The organism is Asticcacaulis sp. (assembly GCF_035497195.1).
In the GTDB taxonomy this organism is placed as follows: Bacteria; Pseudomonadota; Alphaproteobacteria; order Caulobacterales; family Caulobacteraceae; genus Asticcacaulis.
The window spans coordinates 98,978-114,688 of sequence record NZ_DATJDZ010000004.1 but is presented as its reverse complement, the minus strand read 5'-3'; the positions used below and the strand labels follow the sequence as shown (position 1 = coordinate 114,688).

Sequence of the window (15,711 nt, the reverse complement as noted above, 5' to 3'; positions counted from 1 at the left end):
AAGTTTAAAATTTACAGCGCAAAAGGGGTGAGCATTGTCAGCTAATCCGAAATATTTTATTCGCAGTTTCGGAATTGAACAGACTGAATTGTGGAGACGCAATGCTTTAAGTTGGGAGAAACCTTTCACAACTGCGTCTGACGTAACGAATTACGGTAAGAAGGCCATTTGGACAATCAATGGAAATGCAGGATGGTCGAAGAAGGAGTTCAAGGAGATAAGCGTCCCTCCAGGTAAATATTATCCTCGAATGTGGCGTCCAAATTACGCGCCGTTCGGCGGCCCCTATGAAAGAGCATTGACCAAAGCAGAAAAAATCTATGTCGCAGATGCAAAAGCACAGCTCGCAGTATTTTGCCGGGAATTAGATCACATTTGCAGGTCGGTGCATCCAGATAAATCTACCTTAAGTGTGTACGGACATAATGTGCGGAACCTTCTGATTTCGGCTTGCACTGAGGCGGAAATGCATTGGACGGGGGTTTTGAGAGCAAATAATCGATCTAAGACCAGCAGTACCACTGATTATGTACTTTTAGCTGCGCCACTCAAATTGAAAGATTTTCAGGTTCATTTTTGGAAGTATCCTCAGCTTGGTCTTTTCAAACCATTTGCACGCTGGCGAGTTGGGGGGAAGCCTACTCAGGATTTACCGTGGTATCAGGCATACAACCTCACAAAGCATGATCGAGAAATCAATTTTGCTAAGGCCACTCTTGCACATGCTTTTCAAGCAGTTGCGGCATGTGCAGTAATGCTTGTGGCACAGTTTGGTCTGCAAAATGCGATTGGGATAGCGACTGAACTCAGTGGCCACTTTTATTTCGAGGTGGTGCCTGAATGGGGTCCGCAAGATCAATATGTCGCCTTGTTCGAGCACCCTCAGACCGATTGGGAGCCGTTGAATTTTCCTTGGTGATTTCTAATGAGCATAAAGGCCATTTAGCGACTGGTTGGTGGAATTCAATAGGACTTGCGCTTTTCGTTGTTAGCGCTATCAATTGTCATATAAAAACAATTGAAGGGAAGAGATCATGGGTCACGAGATGTCGCGCCGGTCGCTGTCGGCACTGATGTTGCTGGGGATGGCGGCGCCGTCGGCGGGGTTCGCCAAAAGTAGCAAAACCCGTCAGGTGGCGCTCGATGTGGCGCAGGCATTGCTGCCGCTGGACCGGTTCTTTGACCTATCGGTCGGGTCGGATTTTCCCGGTACGCTGATCCGTGATGACAGTCAGGCGCAGTTGAAAACCACGGTCAATGAACTGGGTTTTCGCTATATCCGTTTCCACGACATTTTCCATGATGTGCTGGGCACGGTGAAAAGTGTCGACGGCAAGATCGTCTATGACTGGACGAAGATCGACTATCTCTACGACGCCCTGCTGGCCAAGAAGATCAAGCCGTTTGTCGAACTGGGCTTCACGCCGGAGGCGTTAAAGACCTCCGACCAGACCATCTTCTACTGGAAGGGCAATACCTCGCATCCGCGCTTCGATCTGTGGGCGCATCTGATCGACGCCTTCGCCCGCCATATCATCGCGCGTTACGGCATTGACGAGGTGCGGACCTGGTTCTTCGAGGTGTGGAACGAGCCGAACCTCGACGGTTTCTTCCAGTATGCCGACCAGCAGGCCTATTTCGCGCTCTATGGCCTGACGGCGCGGACCCTGAAAGCGGTCGATGCCGGTTTGCGCGTCGGCGGGCCTTCGACGGCCGGCGCGGCGTGGGTGCCGGAATTCCTGGCCTTCACCAAGGCGACCAATGCGCCGGTCGATTTCGTCACCACCCATACCTATGGCGTGCAGGGCGGTTTCCTCGATGAGCAGGGCAAACAGGACACCAAGCTTGATCCGTCACCGGACGCGATTGTCGGCGATGTGAAGCGTGTGCGCGCCGAGATCGAGGCCTCCGCCTATCCCGGCCTGCCGCTCTATTTCACCGAATGGAGCACCAGCTATACGCCGCGCGACCTGGTCCACGATTCCTATATTTCGGCGCCCTATATCCTCAGCAAGCTCAAGGCCAGTCAGGGGTTGCTGCAAGGGATGAGTTACTGGGTCTATACTGATCTCTTTGAGGAGCCCGGTCCGCCGCCGACGCCTTTCCACGGTGGTTTCGGTTTGCAGACCCGCGAGGGCATCCGCAAACCGGCCTGGTTCGCCTATAAGTACCTCAACGCTTTGCAGGGTAAGGCCCTGCCGTCATCCGATGCGCAGGTTTGGGCGGCGGCCGATGGGAATAGCGTGGCGGCCATGGTCTGGGATTTCCAGCAGCCGGTGCAAACCGTCAGCAACAAGCCGTTTTACAGCCGGATCGTGGCCAATGCGCCGTCAGCGCCGGTGGATATGCGCGTGGCCGGGCTGAAACCGGGCGTCTATGCGCTGGAAATCCGCCGCACCGGTTTCCGCAAAAATGACGCCTATTCGGCCTATATCGACATGAAGGCGCCAGAGTCGCTTAACCCCGCTCAACTGGCGCAGTTGCAGGCCCTGACGACGGATAAGCCAGAGGTGCGCAAGGTGACGGTCGGGGTCAATGGCAAGGCGTCTGTCAGCCTGCCGATGTCGAGCAATGATATCGTTCTGGTGACGCTTAAGCCGGTTTAGGCAATATCATGGGTGCAAAATCGGGCGCGGGGGATTATAAGCCCGCAAATGACCGATAATGCTGTACAAAACCGTTTCTGGGAAACCAAGACTCTCGCCGAAATGAACCCGCAGGAATGGGAATCCCTGTGCGATGGCTGCGGGCTGTGCTGCCTGGTGCGGTTCGAGGACGAGGACACGCTGGAGGTCGTCCCGACGCGGGTGCACTGCAAGCTGTTCGATCCGGGTAAGTGTACGTGCTCGGATTACGCCAACCGCAAGAAGCATGTGCCGGACTGTATCAAGCTGACGCCGGGCAATATCCAGGCGCTGGAATGGATGCCGCTGAGTTGCGCCTATCGCCGGCTGAATGAGGGCAAGACCTTGCCGGAATGGCATCATCTGATCACCGGCGACCGCGAGACGGTGCATCGCGCCGGCGTATCTATCCGCGGCCAGACGATTTCGGAACTGTCGTTGGGATATCCGGAAGAGGCGCTCGATTTCGCCGCCTGGGACCTGAATGAAGACCGCTCGGATTGGCCGGCGGAGGATATTGATGCAGTGGAGGACCGGTGAGCGAGGGGTTGACGCAGGTCGAGGCCGGTTTGATCGCCGCGTGCCTGGCGCCCTACTGGCAGACGGCCTGGGGCAGTCTGGCGCCGCAGGTTCTGTCACGCGAATATACGCCCGGTGGCGGCTATCTGCACTTCATCCTCAGCGATGACGAGGCCTTGCAAAACCTGCTCGATGTCCTGACCGATCACAAGGCGGATTATCCTTTTGGCGTCAACTTCTCGATGGCCGATTATCAACTGGGCGGCGGCGCTTTGCTGTGGTTTCCCAATGCGGCGGAAGACTTCTTTTCGCTGGAGGTCTATGGCTACGAAGACCACGACTGGCCGGCGGTGATGGCCGGCCGCTTCGACGATTTTGAAATTCACGAGGACTGATGATGAGCCATTTGATGGAAATGCCGGAAGAATTCGTGAAACTGGTCAGCGATATGGCTGATCCGGCAGTGGACAAGGTGGCCAGTAACCTTGGCATGGATGTTGGCGACTATTTTCTCGATTACGGCCTGACCGATGTGAAGGCGCAGAAGCGGCTTGGCGCCTATCTCGACTATATCCTGGCGCACAAGGACAGCAAGGACAGGACGAGCGCTCTGTGGGTCGAACTGGACAAGGCCGGGACATTCGGCGGCGTGACGCGCGAACTGAAGTTCTTCGCCCGGATGCGTGATGCAATCCGCAAACGGCAGACGGCGAAGCCGCAGAAGCCGCAGAGACGGTAAAGCGCTTACAATATCCTTGCGATATGGCGGTCATTCCGGCTTTCGCGCTTAGCGGATAAGATGCGTAAATCGGACGGCGGGGGCTGTCAGAAAGGCATCGCTATGACGCATCCTGTTTCCAGACGATCCTTGTTATTCGCGGCTGTTTCCGGTGCGGCGGTGGGCCTTAGCGCCTGTGCCGATTATTATGGCGCCGGTGTCGGCTATGGCAATAACGATTACGACGACCTCTATTATGACAACTATTACGGTCCGGTGAGCGAAGGCTACTGGGATGCCGACGGCTGGTACTATTACCGCGATCGCACGACCCGCCGCTACCGCCGTGACGAAGGCCGTCATTTCCGCCGGGAGGCTTCGGACGGTTATCAGTCTTCACGGATGCGCCGCGGACGTGACAACAATCATGGCAACCGGCGGAATGACCGGCATGACCATGATCGGGGGCGCAATCACGACTGACAATTTGAGAGCGCTTTCAATTTGAGTGCGATGAAGACTTGTGTCATTCGCCGACAGGCCGCATAAAGCGGTCATAATTCATGGCGAGTGAGACTTCCTTTTGAGTGCCGGTAAACTGAAGACCACAAGTAAACCGACGATTGATGACGTAGCGGCGCTGTCAGGCGTGGCGCGGGCCACTGTGTCGCGTGTGCTTAATGGCGGACCAAATGTGCGCGAGGAAGTGCGCCAGCGCGTGCTCAAGGCCGTCGACAAGCTGCAATACAAGGTCAATATGCAGGCGCGGTTCCTGGCCGGCGGCAAGACGCAGGTGCTGGGCCTGGTCTATGCCTCCGATCTCGATTCGGAACCCAATTCCTTCTATCATTCGGGCCTGGAGCTGGGGGCCTTGCGGGCCTGCGCCGAGGCTGGTTTCCAGTTGCTGATGCACACGGTCAACCAGCATTCGCTCGGCAAGACGACGAAGATCATCGAACTGGTCGATTCGCGCCGCTGCGACGGGCTGATTTTGACGCCGCCCTTTTCCGACGACTGCGACCTGCTGCGCGAACTGGAAAAGCGCAACTGCCCGGTGGTGTGCATTTCACCGGGACTGGAAGCGCAGAAGGTGGCCTCCGGCGTCGGGATCGACGACGAGGTGGCGGGCTATGAAATGACCCGCTACATGCTGTCGCTCGGTCATAAAAAGTTCGGCTTTATCAAAGGCCTGGAAGGGCACTTGTCGGCCGAGGAACGCTATTCAGGCTTCCGCCGGGCCATCGCCGAAGCGGGGGTCGAGGAACGCGATGTCATGGTCATGCGCGGCAATTTCACCTTCCGGTCGGGGGTCGAAACAACGGCGGCGATCCTGAATAATGGGCATCGGCCGAGCGCGCTGATCTGCGCCAATGATGACATGGCCGTCGGCGCGCTGTTTTCGGCGCACAAGATCGGCCTGAATATTCCGCAGGATCTGTCGATCGTCGGGTTCGATGATACGCCGGTGTCGGAGATCATCTGGCCGCCGCTGACAACCGTCAATCAGCCGCTGAAAACCATCGGTTACCGCGCCGTGGAAATGATTGTCGAGCGGATCAAGGCCGGCAAGACGGCCAGCGGCCCCCTGCCGGTGCGCTTCGATGTGGTGGCGCATAAGGTGGTCATGCGCGAAAGCGCCAGCGCGCCGCAGGCGTAGTAGGAATAAGAAAGCCAGATACCCCACCCCCACGCCTCAAGAGAGGCGGGGTCCCCCTCCCTGACAGGCGGGGAGGCGCAGGTTTATGGGAGCGCTCCCATGCGGCGATGTATCTTCGTTTCAAGGTTAACTTTGTGTCATATTGAACACATTTCGCTTCTGATCTGGCAAAATATGGCGGGAAACAGGCTCCTGCGTGGTCTAGTGCTTGACAGAAGCGTATCGTGCGGAGCAGAAATTGAGAGCGCTTCCAATGGCGGGGTCAACCCGCCGCTAAACAGCACATAACCCGATCTGGGGAGGAACATGATGAAATCTGTCACGCGACGCGGCCATTCTGCGTCCATTAAAGCGGTTCTGATGGGGACGGCCGCCTGCGCGGTCGCGCTCGGTGGCCTGGTGACCGCCGCCTATGCACAGGATACAGCCGCCGCTGCTGCCCCGGCCGAAGATACAACCACCATTGTGGTGACCGGTATCCGCAAGGGTTTGCAGGATTCGCTGGCCATCAAGAAACGGAACACCTCGATCGTCGAAGCGGTTTCGGCCGAAGATATCGGCAAGCTGCCGGATGCCTCGATCGCCGAATCGCTGGCGCGCCTGCCGGGCCTGGCGGCGCAGCGCGTCGGGGGCCGCTCGCAGACCATCTCCATTCGCGGCCTCTCCGGCGATTTCTCGACCACGCTGCTGAATGGCCGGATGCAGGTCTCTTCCGGTGACAACCGCGCCGCCGAATTCGACCAGTATCCGTCGGAAATGGTCTCCTCGGCTATTGTTTACAAGACGCCGGACGCCGGCATTACCGGCCAGGGGCTTTCCGGTACGGTGGTGCTGAATACGGTGCGTCCGCTCGATTATAACAAGCGCGTCATCTCGGTGAACCTGCGCGGTTCGGTCAATACCAATGGCGAGGTCGTTCCCGGTTACAGCCCCAATGGTAACCGTATCAGCCTGGCCTATATCGACCAGTTCTTCGATGGCAAGCTGGGCGTCGCGCTCTCCTATGCGCACCTCGATGATCCGTCGGAACTGGAACATTCTAAGAGCTGGTGGTGGGACAAGCAAGGCAATCTGCCGAAAGCTAATCCAACCGATCCGGATGTGCCGCGCCTGGGCGCTGGCAATGCGGACGTGTTCGGCCTGCACGGCGTTGAAATCTGGTCGACGGCCCGCCGGCAGACGCGCGACGGCTATATGGCCGTGTTCGATTTCAAACCGAGCGAAAATTTCCGCAGCGTGAATGATTTCTACTATTCGGTCTTCGACCAGAATGAAGTGACGCACGGGGCGCAGTGGTATCAGACGCAATGGACGGATGATATCCGTTTCTCGAACGTCGTGGTGTCCGATCACGGCGGCACGCCGGTGGTGCAGAAGGCGACGATCAGCGGCATCGCGCCGATCATCCGCAATGATAACAACCTGCGCCGCGACGAGATGTTCGCTTTCGGCTCGAACAACCGATTCAACATCGGCGCCTGGCGGTCGGTGATTGATTTCGGCTATTCGCGCTCGGTCCGTAAGGAAAGCATCGCCGAAACCTATGCCGGCTATGGCACCAATCCGACGCCGGTCAGCCGGACCTTCGATACGATTGACGAGAATATCGCCTTTGGTGATTTCCCGCAGCTTCATCCGGGTTTCGATTATGCCGATGCCGATAATGTCTATCTCGGCGATGCGGCGCCCTGGGGCGGTTGGGGTCATGACGGCGCCATCCGCACGCCGAAAGTCACCGACCAGTTGGCGACGGCGCGCTTTAGCGGCGTGCACGATATCGACTGGGCTGGTTTCAAGAGCGTTGAACTGGGCGTCGATTATTCGCATCGCACCAAGAACAAGGGCGTACAGGAATGGGATCTGTGCCTCAAGGGCTGGGACCAGGCCGCCAATAACTGCCACGGTACCCGTGTGGCGGTTGACGCCGCCGACTTGCAGGCGCCGACCAATCTCGATTTCGCCGGTTTTGGCGGGGTGCTTTCGTATGATCTGGGCGATGTGATCAACAAGTATTACGACAAGAAGCCGCTGCTCAACGACGACAACCTCAACAAATACTGGCAGGTTGATGAGGAACTGGTGACCCTGTTCGCCAAGTTCAATATCGATACGACCATGGGCGGACATGGCCTGCGTGGTAACCTGGGCCTGCAATATGTCAGCGCCAAGCAGACCGCCGGTGGTTATGACATCTATCAGCACTCGACTGCCACCACGCCTTCGCTGGGAAACTGGGTTGAAGGCACTGAAAAATACGGTGATTTCCTTCCTAGCCTGAACCTGATCTACGATATCGACGACAGCTCGGTCTTCCGCTTTGCGCTGAGCCGCGCCATGGCCCGTCCGCGCATGGACGACATGCGTGGCACCCGCAACGCCAGCGTGCCGCTTCCCGGCAGCGGCGGCACCTATGAGCCGCACTGGAGCGGTTCCGGCGGCAATCCGAACCTCAAGCCGTGGATCGCCGATGGCGTCGATTTCTCGTATGAACGCTACTTCAACAAGACCAGCTATATCGGCGTCGCCACCTTCCAGAAGGTTCTGCGTACCTATATCCGCAATGTCACTGACGACTATTTCGACTTCGACGCCAATGGTTTTGTCAACTACACCGGCGCTACGCCGATCGCCTGGCCCAAAAGCCTGACCTATGAGAATGGCGCACCGGCCAATATTGGTCCGTTCACCCAGCCGCAAAATGGCCATGGCGGCAATGTCAGTGGTCTGGAACTGAGCGGCGCGATCGATGGTCAGTTGATCTGGGACAAGCTGGATGGTTTCGGCCTGATCGGCAGTGTGTCGCGCGGCTGGACGAATATCCAGTCGGGCAGTGATGTTGATCCGAGCAAGCTGCCGGGCTTCTCCGGCGACGTGGCCAATGTCACCGGCTATTACGAGCATGGCGGCTTCTCGGCGCGCCTGAGCTATCGCTATCGTTCGGCCTTCCTGGGTGAAGCCTATGCGCTTTACGCCAACCGAGCGGTGACGCGTATCCTGGCGGACAAGCAGGTCGATGCACAGGTCAGTTACCAGATGCAGGATGGCCCGCTCAAGGGCGTCACCTTCCTGTTGCAGGGCTATAACCTGGCCAATTCGAACTACCAGACGCAGTTGAAGGTAGGCGAAAACCGGGCGGCGGACGGCTCGTCCTATCCCGAAAACTACGAGGAATATGGCCAGACGATCCTCTTCGGCGTCAGCTACAAGTTCCAGTAGGCCCTGAGACGTCTTCCGCTGTAGTGGCGGAAGGCGACGGTTATCCGGGGAGGGCTCCTCCCGGTCTTCCCCGGATACTTTTTTTGAATTTGATTGAAGTAAGAAACCCCACCACCAAAGCGCAAGCGCGCTTCGGTCCCCCTCCCCACCGGAGGTGGGGAGGTATAGGAAATTCCCATGTCCAAGTTGTCTTTCCGCCGGGCGCTGCTCGGATCGATCTCGCTGTGTCTGCTGTTTGCGCCGATGGGTTATGCGCAGGCACTGACCGACTGGCCGCATATTGAATCGGCCATCAAGCCGGATGCGGCGATGGAAGCGAAGATCGCGCAGATTGTGGCTGGCATGACGTTGCGGCAGAAGATCGGCCAGATGACTCAGGCCGAGATCAAGGCGGTGACGCCGGAGGATATCCGCAAGTCCTATATCGGTTCGGTGCTCAATGGTGGCGGCTCATGGCCCTATATGATGAAGCACGCCACGCTGAAGGGCTGGGTGGATATGTCGGACGGCTTCTATGACGCGTCGATGAAAACCGACATGAAGACGAAGATTCCGCTGCTGTGGGGTACGGATGCGGTGCATGGCCACGGCAATGTCATCGGGGCGACGCTCTTTCCGCACAATATCGGTCTGGGCGCGGCGCATGATCCGGAACTGATCGGCGAGATCGGTGCGGCGACAGCGAAGGCGGTGCGCGCCACCGGCATCAACTGGGTCTTCGCGCCGACGCTTGCCGTGGTTGAGGACCAGCGCTGGGGCCGGACCTATGAGGGCTTTTCGTCCGATCCACTGGAGGTGAAGGCCTATGCTTCGGCCTATGTCACCGGGATGCAGGGCGATTTCTCGAAAGCCGGCAATGTGGTGGCGACCGCCAAGCATTATATCGGCGATGGTGGCACGCTGAACGGCAAGGACCAGGGCGTCAATATGTCGTCGGAATCGGATCTGATGAATATTCATGGCCAGGGCTATTATGGCGCGCTGGGCGCCGGCGTGCAGACGGTGATGGCCTCCTATTCATCATGGACCGATGGGGCGACAGGTAAAGACTACGGCAAGATGCACGGCGACGAATACTTGCTGACCGACGTGCTGAAAAACAAGATGGGCTTTGACGGATTTGTCGTCTCCGACTGGAACGCTGTGGGGCAGTTGCCGGGGTGCCTGAATTATCATTGCCCGCAGGCGATCAATGCCGGAATCGACATGATGATGGTGCCGCTGGAGTGGGACAAATTCATTGAGGCGACCGTGGCCGATGTCGAGAGCGGGGCCATTCCGGTGGCGCGCATTGATGACGCCGTGACGCGGATTTTACGCGTGAAGATGCGCGCGGGGATTTTTGGTCAGCGGCCTTCGGGCAATCCCTATGCCGGCAAGATGTCGGCGATCCAGGCGCCTGATCTGGCGCGGCGGGCGGTATCCGAGTCGCTGGTGCTGCTGAAGAATGAGAGGAGCGCGCTGCCATTGAAAAAGGGCGCGAAAATCCTGGTGGTCGGCAAGAGCGCCGACAGTCTCGGCAACCAGACCGGCGGCTGGAGCGTCACCTGGCAGGGCACGGACAATGCCAATACGGACTTCCCGAATGCGGACAGCATTTTGGTGGGGGTAAAGGCCGAGGCGGGGGATGTGACCTATAGCGCGGATGCGTCGGGCATAGATGTCAGCCAGTATGATGCGGTGATCGCGGTGGTGGGTGAGACGCCCTATGCCGAGACGGCGGGGGATATCAGCAACCTGTCGCATTCGGCGCGCTATCCGGAAGATGTGAAGGTGTTGCAGGCGGTATCCGGCAAGGGCAAACCGGTGATCACCGTGTTTGAATCGGGCCGGACGGCCTATGCCAACGACCTGATCAATCTGTCGGATGCCTTTGTGGCGGCGTGGCTGCCGGGGACCGAAGGCAAGGGCGTGACGGATGTGCTGTTCGGGACGAAAGACTTCCGAGGCACCCTGTCGTTTGACTGGCCGTCGGCGGGTTGTCCGGCAGGGGCGGCGCCGCTGTTCGCCTTGGGATACGGGCTGAGCTATGCTAAAACCGGAGAGGTGGGCGCATTGCCTGTGGCCGCACCGGTGGAATGTAAATGACGCTGAACGATCCCGCTTTTTCTTGTACCTCCCCATCTCTGATGGAGTTTGGCGCTGGCGAAAATATAGCTTTCGCAAGCCATGCGACCGCGCCTCTCTTGAGGCGTGGTGGTGGGGTATCTTGCTTACTTCACTTAATGGACGGAAGAGAAAAAGAAAGCAAGAAACCCCACCACCACGCGCCATTCCTTGCGTGTCTTCTGAATAGCCGGCGCGCGGTCCCCCTCACCGGCGGAGCCGGGAAGGTACGGATAAATGCCGTGGGTATCCGGGCATGACTCCTCTGAAGAAAGTGGTGATTGTTGGTGGCGGGACGGCGGGCTGGATGGCCGCCGCCTTGCTGGCGAAACTGGCGCGAAAAGGGCTTGAGATCGAGCTGGTGGAGTCGGAAGACATCGGCACCATTGGCGTCGGCGAGGCGACGATTCCGGCGATCAAGCGCTTCAATCATCTGCTGGAGCTGGACGAGACCGACTTCATCAAATCGACGAAAGCGACCTTCAAGCTGGGGGTCGAATTCACCGACTGGGGCCATGTCGGGAATACCTATATCCACGGCTTCGGCAAGATCGGCCAGGACCTCGGCTGGCTCAGGATGCACCAGTACTGGCTTAAATATCGCGGCACCGGTCAGGTGTCGGATGTGTTTGCCGACTACTCGATCAATACGGCGGCGGCCTATCAAAACCGCTTCATGCGGGCGCGGCCGGACATGAAGGCGTCGCCGCTCAATGATATCGCCTATGCCTATCATTTTGACGCCGGACTCTATGCGCAATACCTGCGAAAATATTCTGAAGCATTGGGGGTAAAGCGGACGGAAGGGAAGATCGTCACCGTCAACCAGCGGGCGGCGGATGGTTTTATCGAAGGCGTGGTGCTGGAGAACGGCGCGGTGATCGCAGGCGAACTGTTTATCGATTGTTCGGGGATGCGGGCGCTGCTGATCGAGCAGACCCTGGGTGCCGGCTTCGAGGACTGGGCGCACTGGCTGCCGTGTGATCGCGCGGTGGCGGTGGGGTGTGTATCGACGGGGGAACCGTTGCCCTATACGCGCTCGATCGCGCGGACGGCGGGCTGGCAATGGCGGATACCGTTGCAGCATCGGATGGGCAATGGCCATGTGTTTTCATCGCGCTTTATGAGCGAGGATGAGGCAACGGCCGTGCTGATGGCGAACCTGCCGGGTGAGGCGCTGGCGGAGCCGCGGGTGATCCGCTTCAAGACGGGCAAGCGGCGCAAGGTATGGCTGAAGAATGTCGTGGCGATGGGGCTGGCCGGCGGGTTCATGGAGCCGCTGGAATCGACCTCGATCCAGATGGTGCAGAGCGCGATTTTGCGGTTGGTGGCGCTGTTTCCCGACAGCGGTTTCGATCCGGTGCAGCGCGACGCCTTCAATGATCAGTCGGATTTTGAATATAGCCGCATCCGCGATTTCCTGATCGCGCACTATAAGCTGACCACGCGCGACGATACGGCGATGTGGCGGTATTGCCGGGATATGGAGATACCGGAAGGGCTGGCCGAACGGCTGAAACTGTGGTCGGCGGCGGGACGTTTCTTCAAGGACGGCGAGGAGCTTTTCGCCGATGAGAGCTGGATACAGGTGCTGATCGGACAGGGCGCGATTCCGGCCGGTTACGATCCGTTCGTTGATCTGCGACCGGAGGCGGAGGTTCTCAAATATCTCAACGATATCAGCCGGGTGATCGGCAAATGCGTGGCCGCCATGCCGAGCCATGCGCAATATATAGAGGCCAATTGCCAAGCAAATTAGGCAAGGCCCAATAGGAGGACAGGATGCGGATTTTCCAGGTGGCGGTATTGGCCGCGTTGGTCGCTTTGCCGGTGGTGGCGCAGGCCGGACCGGTAAAGGTATGGGAGACGGATGCCGATCAGTCGAAGTTGCTGGCGCCGCAGGCGGATGTCAGCTTTGGCAAGGCGTCGGGTACGGTGATCACGGTCGATCCGGCGCAGACCTATCAGAGTATGGTTGGGTTTGGCGCTGCCATGACGGACGCTTCGGCGTATTTGATCCGCAATAAAATGACGGATGACCAGCGCAATGCCCTGATGAGTGATTTGTTTGGCGAGGGCGGTCTGGGGTTCAGTTTTACGCGCCTGACCATTGGGGCGTCGGATTTTTCGCGCGCGCATTACAGCTACGACGACATGCCGAAGGGGCTGAGCGATCCGGGCCTGGCGCATTTCTCGATTGAGGCCGCGAAGACGGATGTCATTCCGGCGGTGAAGCAGGCCTTGTTGATTAATCCGAAGCTGACGGTCATGGCCTCGCCGTGGTCGGCGCCGGGCTGGATGAAGACGACGGACAGTCTTATTCAGGGTTCGCTGAAGCCGGAAGCTTATCCGTATTTTGCCGATTATCTGTCGCGGTATCTCAAGGACATGCGGGCGGAGGGCGTCGATATCACGCTGCTGACCTTGCAGAATGAGCCGGGGTTTGAACCGGATTCCTATCCGGGGATGCGGGTGGAGCCGGCGTCACGCGCGGCCTTTATCGGCGGGTTTCTGGGGCCGAAACTGGCAGCCGATGGCGGCACGACAAAGATTCTTGATTACGATCATAACTGGGATCTGCCGTCTTCGCCTTTGGCGGTTCTGGGGGATGCAAAGGCCAGCCCTTATGTGGCCGGTGTAGCCTGGCATTGCTATGCCGGCGATGTGGCGGCGCAAGGGCCGGTGCATGACGCCTATCCGGACAAGGACGCCTATTTCACCGAATGTTCGGGCGGTGAATGGGCGCCAAAATTCGACGAGACCTTCGGCTGGACGGTGAAGAATTTGATCATCGGGTCTACGCGCAACTGGGCGAAGGGCGTGCTGATGTGGAACCTGGCGCTCGATGAGAACTTTGGTCCGCATAAAGGCGGTTGCGGCGATTGCCGCGGTATCGTGACCATCAATTCAGGCACGGGCGCGGTGACGAAAAACATCGAATATTATGCCTTCGGTCATGCGTCGAAATTCGTGAAGGCGGGGGCGGTGCGGGTGGCTTCTAACGAGGCTGGCGGGATATCGAATGTGGCGTTTCGCAATCCGGATGGCTCGCTGGTGCTGATCGCTTTGAATGGCAATAAGGCGGCGACGGCGTTTACGGTGGAGGCAGACGGGAAGGCGTTTGGGTACACGCTGCCGGCCGGGGCGGTGGCGACGTTTGTGTGGCGGCCTTAGGCAAGTTACCCCCTCCGTCGCGGACTGCGCCGCGACACCTCCCCCGCTTTGCAGGGGAGGAGAAATTAGAGCCGTTCCATGAAAGTGGAGCGGCTTTTTTGTGCAAAAAATCCCCGCTCATTTGGGATGCGGTAGATTTGGGTCATGGAAAGAGACCTGAACGATCTGGCATTGTTGAAGCAGTCATTGAAGCTGAGGCTGGCGGCGCAGGCCGAAAAGCTGGTGGGCTATATCGAGGGGCTGGATGAGCCGAAAACGCCGCTGGAAGCGGAGCGGATGGCCAAGGCGCTGAAGGCGGCTGATGCTGCCATAGAGCAGATTTTCAAAGGCGATGATGAGACGCCGGACGATATTGAGGAAGAAGACATGAATGATGACTGGGCCGGCCGGGATTGGCGCGCAGAACTGGAACATAAACTCAATCGCCTCGTGGCCGCCCGAAGAGAGACAGGCCTGGCTGGACAACCTGCCGAGGGGGCCGAAACCGCCGGACCGGTTAAAGGAATGGGGGTTTTGGATCAACAAGGCGCAGACGCCGCCGGCGGGGGACTGGCATAGCTGGCTCTTTCTCGGCGGGCGTGGTGCGGGCAAGACGCGGGCGGGCGCCGAATGGCTGTCGGCGCTGGCGCAGCGCGGGGTGCGGTGCGCCCTGATCGGGGCCAGCCTGCATGATGTGCGTGAGGTGATGATCGAAGGGCCTTCGGGGCTGAAAAGTACGGCGTCAAAAGGCAATCGGCCGAGTTATGAGGTGTCGCGGAAGCGGCTGCGCTGGCCCAATGGCGGGGTGGCCTATGCTTATTCCGCGGAAGACCCGGAGAGCTTACGCGGGCCGCAATTTCACTATGCCTGGGCGGATGAATTCTGCGCCTGGCGGCATCCGGCTGAGACGCTCGCCATGTTGCGCATGGGCTTGCGGCTGGGGGAAAAGCCCCGGCTGTGCCTGACGACGACGCCCAAGCCGATCACGGCCTTGCGCACCCTGATGATGGAGGGCGGGTTGGCCATTACGCGGGCAGCGACAAAGGACAATGCCGAAAACCTGGCGCCAGCCTTCCTGGAAGGTTTGCGCGGGCTTTATGGCGGCACACGGCTGGCGGCGCAGGAACTGGAAGGGCTGGTGGTCGATGACGATAACCGCGCCTTGTGGCGAGCCGATGATCTCGGCCGTTGTTATGGCGCACGGCCAGACCATTTTGAAGAGGTGGTGGTGGCCGTTGATCCATCGGCTACGGCCGGCGGCGATGCCTGCGGGATCGTGGTGGCGGGGCGGCTTGGCCAGCGCGGCTATGTGCTGGAGGACGCCACGGTCAGCGGATTTTCGCCGCTTGGCTGGGCGCAGAAGGTGGCGTCTGTTGTGGCGGAATATGAGGCGCACAGGCTTATCGCCGAAGCCAATCAGGGCGGCGAAATGGTCCGGTCGCTGCTGGCCATGTCGGGCTGCGATGTGCCGATCGAACTGGTCCATGCGCGATCCGGCAAGCGGACGCGGGCCGAGCCTGTGGCGGCTTTGTATGAGCAGGGGCGGGTGAGCCATTGCCCGATCGGCCGGGGGCGGTTTGCCGAACTGGATGAGGAATTGATGGCGCTGGGGAGCGGAGAACTGGGGAAGAGTCCAGACAGGGCGGATGCGCTGGTTTGGGCGCTTGGGGCCTTGCTGGTGAACGCGAAGGCAGAGCCGAGATTGCGGCGGGTTTAGG

At 59.0% G+C, this 15,711-nt stretch carries 12 protein-coding genes; all 12 read left to right on the top strand.

The window, feature by feature from the left end; all coding sequences use genetic code 11:
- Window positions 1–34 precede the first annotated feature (34 nt).
- On the top strand, window positions 35–919 hold the full coding sequence (locus VL130_RS01270; RefSeq protein WP_325360282.1) for a hypothetical protein: 885 nt from the start codon (window positions 35–37) through the stop codon (window positions 917–919).
- A gap of 115 nt (window positions 920–1,034) precedes the next feature.
- The gene (locus VL130_RS01265; protein ID WP_325360280.1) at window positions 1,035–2,606 is read left to right on the top strand and encodes a GH39 family glycosyl hydrolase; all 1,572 of its coding nucleotides are present in this window, start codon (window positions 1,035–1,037) and stop codon (window positions 2,604–2,606) included.
- Window positions 2,607–2,654: 48 nt separating this feature from the next.
- On the top strand, window positions 2,655–3,164 hold the full coding sequence (locus VL130_RS01260) for a YcgN family cysteine cluster protein (RefSeq protein ID WP_325360278.1): 510 nt from the start codon (window positions 2,655–2,657) through the stop codon (window positions 3,162–3,164).
- On the top strand, window positions 3,161–3,538 hold the full coding sequence (locus VL130_RS01255; protein ID WP_325360276.1) for a hypothetical protein: 378 nt from the start codon (window positions 3,161–3,163) through the stop codon (window positions 3,536–3,538). The genes VL130_RS01260 and VL130_RS01255 overlap by 4 nt, the downstream gene beginning before the upstream one ends.
- The gene (locus tag VL130_RS01250) at window positions 3,538–3,882 is read left to right on the top strand and encodes a hypothetical protein (protein WP_325360273.1); all 345 of its coding nucleotides are present in this window, start codon (window positions 3,538–3,540) and stop codon (window positions 3,880–3,882) included. Before VL130_RS01255 ends, VL130_RS01250 begins: the two co-directional genes overlap by 1 nt.
- 102 nt (window positions 3,883–3,984) lie before the next feature.
- On the top strand, window positions 3,985–4,344 hold the full coding sequence (locus tag VL130_RS01245) for a hypothetical protein (protein WP_325360270.1): 360 nt from the start codon (window positions 3,985–3,987) through the stop codon (window positions 4,342–4,344).
- 100 nt (window positions 4,345–4,444) lie between these two features.
- Window positions 4,445–5,518: a LacI family DNA-binding transcriptional regulator gene (locus tag VL130_RS01240; protein ID WP_325360267.1), complete on the top strand. Its 1,074-nt coding sequence runs from the start codon at window positions 4,445–4,447 to the stop codon at window positions 5,516–5,518.
- A gap of 306 nt (window positions 5,519–5,824) precedes the next feature.
- Window positions 5,825–8,734, top strand: coding sequence for a TonB-dependent receptor (locus VL130_RS01235; RefSeq protein WP_325360265.1), 2,910 nt, complete (start codon window positions 5,825–5,827; stop codon window positions 8,732–8,734).
- Between the two features lie 177 nt (window positions 8,735–8,911).
- A complete protein-coding gene (locus tag VL130_RS01230; RefSeq protein WP_325360263.1) occupies window positions 8,912–10,822 on the top strand; it encodes a glycoside hydrolase family 3 protein in 1,911 nt (636 codons plus the stop codon).
- A 274-nt stretch (window positions 10,823–11,096) separates the two neighbouring features.
- Window positions 11,097–12,599 (top strand): tryptophan halogenase family protein, encoded by a 1,503-nt coding sequence (locus tag VL130_RS01225; RefSeq protein ID WP_325360261.1) that lies wholly within the window; start codon window positions 11,097–11,099, stop codon window positions 12,597–12,599.
- 23 nt (window positions 12,600–12,622) lie between these two features.
- Complete coding sequence (locus VL130_RS01220) at window positions 12,623–14,014, top strand: glycoside hydrolase family 30 protein (protein ID WP_325360259.1); 1,392 nt, start codon at window positions 12,623–12,625, stop codon at window positions 14,012–14,014.
- Window positions 14,015–14,384: 370 nt separating this feature from the next.
- Window positions 14,385–15,710 carry a DNA-packaging protein gene (locus tag VL130_RS01215; protein ID WP_325360257.1) on the top strand — a complete coding sequence of 442 codons (1,326 nt, stop codon included), beginning with the start codon at window positions 14,385–14,387 and terminating at the stop codon, window positions 15,708–15,710.
- The last annotated feature ends 1 nt before the right edge of the window (window position 15,711 follow it).

Coding starts and splice junctions, on each gene's coding strand:
- VL130_RS01265 (WP_325360280.1), top strand. CDS start 1,035: ATGGGTCACGAGATGTCGCGCCGGTCGCTGTCGGCACTGATGTTGCTG.
- VL130_RS01260 (WP_325360278.1), top strand. CDS start 2,655: ATGACCGATAATGCTGTACAAAACCGTTTCTGGGAAACCAAGACTCTC.
- VL130_RS01250 (WP_325360273.1), top strand. CDS start 3,538: ATGATGAGCCATTTGATGGAAATGCCGGAAGAATTCGTGAAACTGGTC.
- VL130_RS01245 (WP_325360270.1), top strand. CDS start 3,985: ATGACGCATCCTGTTTCCAGACGATCCTTGTTATTCGCGGCTGTTTCC.
- VL130_RS01235 (WP_325360265.1), top strand. CDS start 5,825: ATGATGAAATCTGTCACGCGACGCGGCCATTCTGCGTCCATTAAAGCG.
- VL130_RS01230 (WP_325360263.1), top strand. CDS start 8,912: ATGTCCAAGTTGTCTTTCCGCCGGGCGCTGCTCGGATCGATCTCGCTG.
- VL130_RS01225 (WP_325360261.1), top strand. CDS start 11,097: ATGACTCCTCTGAAGAAAGTGGTGATTGTTGGTGGCGGGACGGCGGGC.
- VL130_RS01220 (WP_325360259.1), top strand. CDS start 12,623: ATGCGGATTTTCCAGGTGGCGGTATTGGCCGCGTTGGTCGCTTTGCCG.
- VL130_RS01215 (WP_325360257.1), top strand. CDS start 14,385: ATGATGACTGGGCCGGCCGGGATTGGCGCGCAGAACTGGAACATAAAC.